General features: G+C 50.9%; 7 protein-coding genes. 3 read left to right on the top strand and 4 right to left on the bottom strand.

Annotated elements, in window-relative coordinates:
* Nucleotides 1-73: 73 nt before the first annotated feature.
* Entirely contained in the window at nt 74-553 is a 480-nt protein-coding gene (locus ACTH3S_RS11950; protein WP_441809236.1) for a hypothetical protein, read from the bottom strand.
* Nucleotides 554-955: 402 nt separating this feature from the next.
* Between ACTH3S_RS11950 and ACTH3S_RS11945 the strand changes: the two genes are divergently transcribed.
* Nucleotides 956-2,005, top strand: a complete 1,050-nt coding sequence (locus ACTH3S_RS11945) for a hypothetical protein (protein WP_441809235.1) — start codon at nt 956-958, stop codon at nt 2,003-2,005.
* Here the strand turns inward: ACTH3S_RS11945 and ACTH3S_RS11940 are convergent.
* Nucleotides 1,998-3,160 (bottom strand): IS3 family transposase gene (locus ACTH3S_RS11940; protein WP_441809234.1). Its coding sequence is split into 2 segments (ribosomal slippage): nt 1,998-2,905 and nt 2,905-3,160, totalling 1,164 coding nucleotides; the frame shifts between segments, so codons are not numbered across the junction. The genes ACTH3S_RS11945 and ACTH3S_RS11940 overlap by 8 nt on opposite strands.
* Nucleotides 3,161-3,844: 684 nt before the next feature.
* On the opposite strand from ACTH3S_RS11940, the gene ACTH3S_RS11935 reads away from it, so the two are divergent.
* Both ACTH3S_RS11935 and ACTH3S_RS11930 read left to right on the top strand, forming a co-directional pair.
* Nucleotides 3,845-5,062, top strand: a complete 1,218-nt coding sequence (locus ACTH3S_RS11935; protein WP_441809233.1) for a Fic family protein — start codon at nt 3,845-3,847, stop codon at nt 5,060-5,062.
* A 286-nt stretch (nt 5,063-5,348) separates the two neighbouring features.
* The gene (locus tag ACTH3S_RS11930; RefSeq protein ID WP_441809232.1) at nt 5,349-6,278 is read left to right on the top strand and encodes a DNA replication terminus site-binding protein; all 930 of its coding nucleotides are present in this window, start codon (nt 5,349-5,351) and stop codon (nt 6,276-6,278) included.
* 205 nt (nt 6,279-6,483) lie between these two features.
* Here ACTH3S_RS11930 and ACTH3S_RS11925 read toward each other — a convergent pair whose 3' ends face one another.
* Together ACTH3S_RS11925 and parA are read right to left on the bottom strand one after the other, a co-directional pair.
* Nucleotides 6,484-6,687 (bottom strand): hypothetical protein, encoded by a 204-nt coding sequence (locus tag ACTH3S_RS11925; RefSeq protein ID WP_441809231.1) that lies wholly within the window; start codon nt 6,685-6,687, stop codon nt 6,484-6,486.
* Nucleotides 6,680-7,312 carry a ParA family partition ATPase gene (gene parA, locus ACTH3S_RS11920; RefSeq protein WP_441809230.1) on the bottom strand — a complete coding sequence of 211 codons (633 nt, stop codon included), beginning with the start codon at nt 7,310-7,312 and terminating at the stop codon, nt 6,680-6,682. Before parA ends, ACTH3S_RS11925 begins: the two co-directional genes overlap by 8 nt.
* Nucleotides 7,313-7,844: the final 532 nt, after the last annotated feature.

Raw genomic sequence — 7,844 nt, 5'->3', positions numbered from 1 at the left:
ATTGGCTTGGGGGCTGTGAAGAAAAGCCCTGACTCGAATGTTCGCTTTTGTTTAGCTGAGCTTAGAGAGTGTCCTAGTCGCAAAGCGGATACTCAGCTTGTGCTCTAATGAACGGGATGGCGAAATCTCCGGATTTGCCACTATTACCACGAAAACCACCTATACCATCTGCGGCGCAACTACCACGATTACCGCTAAAGCCATTATTACCAGCAATGGCAAAGATGGCCTGAATGGCATCAATGGCACGAATACCATCAAAACCGCGTAAACCACGAATACCAAACATGGCAATAATGGCATCAATGGCACGAATACCATCAAAACCGCGTAAACCACGAATACCAAACATGGCAATAATGGCATCAATGGCACGAATACCATTAAAACCGCGGAAACCACGAATACCAAACATGGCAACAATGGCAGCGCACCCGGCAAACAAACCCGCCCAACGCCGTGAAAAATCATAATCTGCCCCTGAAAATCTCTGCACCTGCTCGACCACCCCACTAACAGGCGCCAACCAAACTCCAGAAAAAATCGTGCGCACGATTCATCTTAATTTCGACCCCCAACCGACCTGACACCCGAGAAGTTGACTGATGCAAAAGCGCCCCAACACCCAGCCAAAATCCATGGTCAACAGCCACTATCTATCAAAAAGTCGATACGGGTAGGAATTGCATTGCCAATAGGAAGTGGTTTTGACAATTAACCGCCAAAACGGAACCAAAAATGACAACGACCTCAAAAAATGGAATCAAAAATGACAATTTTCAGTGTTTCAAAACACCCGCCAAATCGAAACATAAAAAAGCTCCAGCGAAAACATGCGCACCATAATAGACATGAATCACCTATAGAACTGTACGTCGCCAGCTATTAAGTTGTTATAGTAAAGACACACAGACACACATGCGTTATTAACCTATAAATTGAGTGTTTCGGAATCATGACTATTCGAAAAAACGTAAAAATCAGCTTGAGCGGAAATCACCCGCCTATCATGGGCAATCTGGATGATCGGACCCGCCAACTGATCGAGAAGTTCTTGAAAGAACGCTTCCATGACGCACTTGTAAGCGACCCTCAAGTTCAGGATGAATTGCTCAGGTGGCTCGATGAAGGTGAGTACAGTCAGGCATCTATTGCTGTTAAGCGTCAGGATCTCAAACGCTTTCGAATAGCCGCCCAAAAGAACCCTGAAACACTCGGTCGCATGGATCATCGTCTTGAGGACATCTTGGCAAGCAAGCGCAATGCAGTAGCCCTCGGCGCTCAGAAGTCTGCGAAAGCCCGGATGATTAACCACGAGTTCCTGAAAGGGCTTCAAATGCGGGTTCAGTCGGGTGATGTGACCGAGACGGAGTTTGAGGCCTACTTGGTTTTCATCGGTACTCTGATGACGGGCATACGTCCCTCGGAGTGGCCTGACTGCAAGATTGAAAGGTCGCTGTTTATTGCAGAGGAAGGGCAAGCCTATCCGGTTGTGATTGTGAAGACCGCCAAGACGAAAGACCATCAGGAAGAGCGTGTTCGACACCTGATACTGGAGGGGTTCAAAGACACCCAGATAGATCTGATTGAAGACTGCATTGGCATTGGTCGTCGCAGGAACACCAGTTCCAAATTCGGCACCCTGTCCCGCTCATTCAGAAAGCTGGCTTACAGCACAACGGACACAGCCACCCACGCCGAAGCGCTGGAAGCCTTAGATATGGCGTCAGCCAGAAAGATCTATACGGTTGAGGCGAGGCGAGCTAAACGGACTAAGAAAGAGGTAGCTGCTGCACTTGGCCATACGACGATCATCAACATTCGCTCATACGATCTAGGCAACTTGGCAGATGGTCGTCAGATCACCCTTCCCTTGGCTCGTGCAAGGCAGGCTGAGGTGGAGGCGGTTCGAGACACCCTAAAAGAGTTTACAGCCAACAACTACAAAACCGTTCGGCGTGATCTGCACGAAGACTTACTAGATAACCCTGTAGTGGTCAACTAATCCCGGACAGTATTTTAAGTTTTTCTTCCGCGACTACAGGTGGCATGCCGTCATTGAATGTATGGGGACGCTGCCGGTTGTAGTAGTCCATCAGGTAGTCACCAATATCCTTTCTTGCATCAGGAATCGAGCGGTATCCAAGTGATGGGATCCATTCGCTCTTCAGGCTCCGGAAGACCCGTTCTATAGGGGAATTATCCCAGCAATTTCCCCGACGACTCATGCTTTGCTCCATGCGGTAACGCCAGAGCCTCTGACGGAATAATCGGCTTGCGTACTGACTGCCCTGGTCAGAGTGGAACAGAACCCCTGTCGGTTTTCCCCGTTGTTCATACGCGTGATCCAGTGCCTTTACGACCAACTCTGCATCAGGCCGGTCTGATAGCGCCCAGCCGACCACACGGCGGGCATAGAGATCCAGAACAACCGCAAGATAGCTCCATCGCTGACCAGCCCACACATAGGTGATGTCACCGCACCACGCCTGGTCTGGGTGGCTGACGCTGACCTCACGATTCAGCCGGTTTGGAATGTCGGGCCTTTCCACAGTTGCCTGTTTGTATGCGTGTGGGCCAGGTTGCTTGCAGATCAGTCCCAGCTCACTCATGAGGCGGCGAACCTTGAAGCGTCCGATCACAACGCCTTCCTCATTAAGCATGGCGGTGATCATACGGCTTCCCGCTGAGCTTCGGCTCTTGCGAAAGATCCGGTTCACATCGGCTCGCAGAGCCACTCGCGTGGCATCCACTACGGACCGCCTCCGGCGATAGTCGTAATAACTGGATCTCGACACTTCAAACGCTTTACAGACCATCTCAACCGGCTCCTGCTCACTCAACTGGTCTATCAGCGCGTACGATTCATCTCGTCCGACATCAAGAGAGCGGTAGCCTTTTTTAGTATCGATTTCTCCCGTTCCAGCCTCTCACAACGGGCTTCCAATTCCTGGATTCGCTGCTGTTCCGGGGTCATGGCTTTGGACTTGGGTGTAACACCGCCACGTTCTTCGGAAAGCTGTTTTACCCATCGCCTGAGGGCGTTCTCGCCGACATCTAAAGAGCGACTGGCTTCGGCAACACTGTAGCCCTGGTCAAGCACCAAACAGGCAGCTTCCTGCTTGAACTCTGGTGTAAAAGATCGTCGTTTTCTGGTCATCAGACACCTCGCTTATGGTGGCGATATTACCACCTACGTTGGTGTCCGGAATCATTGAACCACTACACCCATACTAGGTAGGGCTTGGACCGCCCTCTCCTACCCTCTCTGCTCGGCGCCTACGGATAATAATAGGATATGGTTATAGGAAAGGATAAAGACAAGGATAGGGCCAGAGATTCAGCGCCCATCTTGTTGTTGTATCAAGGGTTTTGCTTATGAACCGGCACTGCCATCCTACCGAAGCGGGCACTGCCAACCTACCGAAACCGGCACTCCAAACCTACCGGTGCCTTTTTTGTCCACATTTTATTACCGACGTTATGCACAGAATTTAGCCTTTTCGATACTATTTAACGTTTTTTAGCAAAACCGGCACTCTAAACCTACCGGGCATTTTGAGCCAAGCGCAGAGGATTGGTTAACTTTTGAGCTATACGTCTTATTTATGCACAGACCAGCACTGAGAACCTACCGATATTATGACTGGATTTTAACCGGCACTCTCAACCTACCGAAACTGGCACGCCAAACCTACCGCCAGCGCAGAAAAACTCCATAAAGCCGGATTCCGGCTGCCGACAGAGCGTGAAGGTTCGGGAAACATCTGAGCCGATAACACTTCCATAACGGCTCATAATGGTGCTAATGTTGAGCCGTTAAAAACCCACAACGGCTCATACTATGTATACTTGGGAATTATGTGACTGGCCCAAATATCAATTCGATCAGCAGCGCGCACAGTTTCACGATCGAGTACACACCATTGCTGCGGCACGAAACCAAGGGGCCATCCGGTCACTGAACGAAAAGCCCGGGCTGGAGACTCAGATTGACCTCCTTGTGGACGCCGCTATTGAAACGAGCGCCATCGAAGGCGAGCGAATCAACCGGGACGACGTTCGCTCTTCCATTAGAAACCATTTCTTGCACCCAGACCAACGCATACCGGTTCACGATCCCATTGCGGCTGGGGTTGCGGCACTCATCCTCGAAACCCGCGAGCAATTCGATCAACCACTGACCGCGGCCATGCTGGATCACTGGCAGTCTCTTGTGATTCCCGGAAGCCTTCAACAAGGTCAGCAAGCGACGCAGCCACCCGTACCAAGCTGGCGGACACACCCGGAGCCCATGCAAACCGTATCAGGCACAATAAGCCGGCCGACCATCCACTATGAGGCGCCCCCTTCATACCGAGTACCAGATGAAATGAGTCGGTTTCTGGAATGGTATAACGGAGAATCACGTCAGCTACCTGGGGTCGCCCGGGCAGCGATTGCACACCTGTGGTTTGAGACTATCCATCCCTATGAAGATGGAAACGGCCGTGTTGGCCGAGCAATTGCCGACAAAGCCCTATCAGAATCCCTCGGAGAGCCGTCAGTCATCAGTATCGCAGCGGTGATCAGTCGCCACCGCAAGGCTTACTACGCTCATCTCAACCGCGCATCCAAAGACTCCCTGCAAGTGGATGACTGGGTGGAGTGGTTCAGCCAATGCGCCATAGAAAGTCAGCGCGTGGCGGAGGATGCCGTACAACACGTCATCGATAAGGCACGCTTTTGGGAGCGAGCCGACACGCAAAAGATTAATGCCCGACAAAGAAAGGTCGTAGGCAAACTCCTTGATGCAGGCCCTGACGGCTTTGAGGGGGGCATGAGCGCGTCCAAGTATCAGGCGATCACCAAAGCAAGCAAGGCAACAGCAACCCGAGACCTTCAGGATCTGGTCGCCAAAGGGTTATTGCTTCCTATACACGCGAAAGGACGCCATGCCAGGTATCAGCTAGATATGCCGGGCCGCCCAAGCAACCCTCTACTGGAAGACCTCCGCCGCCTGCAAGATCGCTCAGGAGCCGCGCACGGCCCACCAGATGGTTTCAATCCCACTCTATCCTGACCACCAAGATACGGTTCCGGGAGGGATCTGCCCGACCGACCATGAGTGAGGGCAAAGCCCGAATCGAATACTAACTTGCTTAAAATATACCATCAACCCTTAGGCTCTTCTAAAGAACTGGAGTATGACGAGACATCAAGCACGCCCTCGCCACCGAGCGCTTTTTGTTTTTTTCTTCTTTTTTCTCGGGCGGGCTCAGAAGGTGAGGGATGGGGCCTTTGGTGGTGTGTGTAGTGGGGGGGGATGATGGTATATTTCATGGGTCTAACAGTAAGGAGAACGACCGATGAAATGGCGAGACTTGAGTGCCGAGCTTCATCAGATCATGGCCGCGCAAGCGGCGGCTCTGGATGAGCTGGCGGACACCGTGCGGGGATCGGACCTCATTGACGCTCGGGTGTTCGTGTTGCCCGACATTTATCCGGGCGAGGAATTGATTGAACCTGACCGGATTGATCCGGTGACCTTATCCGGCGTTACCGCCCTCGATGACGCCTTGGCTGGCTTTGCTCGTTTTCATACCGGCGAAGATCTGTCCACACGAAACGTCTGGCGCCTGCCTGGAGCCGTATCCATTAACATCGATCACCCGCAACCGTTGGTGGATCAGGTGGCGCTCATTAATCGCTTGCGTCAGCGCTTTGGGGAGATCACACAATCGGTTGCCGATGAAAACGAACGCTACGATCTGATTCATCACGCCTTTCCGGGGCTGGTGTACTTGCAGGTCGTCCGTCAGCTTCGCGTGCTGCAAGGGCCAGTGCAGTCGGTTACCTTTTCATGGGGCCGCAAAACCGGAAGCCAGCTCATTACGCTGGCATCGGCTGATGCAAAACTGGAGTGGGCCGCTCGTAATGCCTCCCCTGCCCTACTTGCGCGTACCGGCATGAGTATCCGGCGCTTGCAAGAAACGGTTCAACGGGAGCGTGAGGCGCTGACGCATTTGCCCGAGGATACGCCAATTCGCTGGCGGCGGTTGTTGCGAGTGCGTCCATTGATGAATATTCGCAGACCAAAGGACGAGGTGGGCGGTGTATCGTCCGTAATTCAGCGCGAAGCCCAAACACCTTTGTTGCTTTTAAATGCACCAGACGCCCGCATTGTGCCCATGCGATCGTTTGATGCCAATAAACGACTGGTCCGCCAGCCTCGATCCGATGGAGGTAAACGCGGTACCCCTATTTCAGTGGTTTTACCTTTGTTTTTGGATGATTGACTTAGGTGGTGTCACCTGCCCTCCCCTAAAACTCCAGAATTCCACGCCACACCTTAAGAATTTCACAAGAGGAAATTCATTACGGCAGTAAACGCACACCACACCTCTTGTTCGGATCTCTTTTTCCAGCTAGTCAGGACTACTCCACTTTTCACCTAATACTCATTTACTCGTTTACTCATTTACTCATTTGCTCATTTACTCATTACTTAATGTATTCCAATATCCATTGATTAACCAAATCATTAATTTTTCGACCATCCTGGGCAGCCTTGATCTGGAGCTCCTGATAGATAGACGCTGGGACATTAGCGTTCAGACGTTTTATTGGTTCCTTACGCACATCTTCCAGTGCTGCTGCTTTACCTTGGTTGTCTTCACGATCACGACGAGTTTTGGGTTTAAGCATGGAGGTACCTCTTTACTTCATCCCGAATGGCAATAATTTCCCTAGCTGCTTCACTTCCAGGTTCAACGAATACGGTTTTTCCTTCGGCAGCCGTGGACGGATAAGCCACGCGCTGAGTCGTTACTGATTTAAGGATCGGAAACTCATACCCCTTCAAAGCATCCAGTATTTCCTTACCGAGCTTAGTGTTTTTAATCGCACGACTAACCACAAAAGCGGCTGCTGGCTTACCATCAGTAATATCTTGCCGCGCTTTGATGACATCAACGAGATCAGCCGCAGCCCAGATGTCATAGGGCGACGGCTGGCACGGAATAATAACCAGATCGGCTGCTTTGACTGCAGCGGCGGCTAACCGGGCAATTTGAGGAGCGCCATCAATCACCACGTAGTCGTAGCCAGACGATATTGCAGCCAGATCCTTTGGTAGTGTCTCGCGATCAAGACCAACAACAGGAATGATCTCGCCTTCATTTTCTTCATTCCAGTCTCTGGCTGACCCCTGAGGATCGGAGTCAACGAGGAGAACCGAGTTTCCTTCTAGCTGGAGAGAATGCGCCAGATTTATCGCAATTGTCGTTTTACCTGACCCTCCTTTTTGATTCAAAACAGCAATCGTAGGCATTTCAAAACCTCAAGTTTGTGTGAGTAAATGAGTAAATGAGACTGTGAGTAAGTTAGCTTACAGGTAATATTTTGAAAATTCTATTTTTGGACGTCGACTAAGGCCAGAGGCGCGTTGGGTAGTAATTATCATGCGTTTTCAGCTCTACTTCTCAAACATGTCCCCTAGCTATATTGCCTGACTCCCACATACGAAAAATCAAAGAGACCCTCCATCCGAAAGGGAATTCTGAGTAACTGACAGGTGCGCCCACCGCTACTCGCGCTGAAGGCTTGAGGCGAGCCAGCTGCTGCTACTTATTACAAATCAACTTTACTCAATTACTCAAAATTTCATTTACTCATTTGAGTGAACTCTCACAACAATATTCATTGTCATACACGGACAAAATCAGGGCAGGGTTTATGAGCCTAGTGCCTTCCTTACACTGACCCTGTTTTTGTCCGTGTATTGAACACCAAAATCACAGCTTGTGAGATCGTTCAAAAGTACAAGTGTTAAGCAAGGTATCTTATACGGACAAAAACAGGGT

Source organism: Marinobacter sp. (assembly GCF_052094685.1).
GTDB lineage: Bacteria > Pseudomonadota > Gammaproteobacteria > Pseudomonadales > Oleiphilaceae > Marinobacter.
The sequence above is the reverse complement of the archived record's forward strand: the minus strand, read 5'-3'. Positions and strand labels throughout refer to the sequence as shown.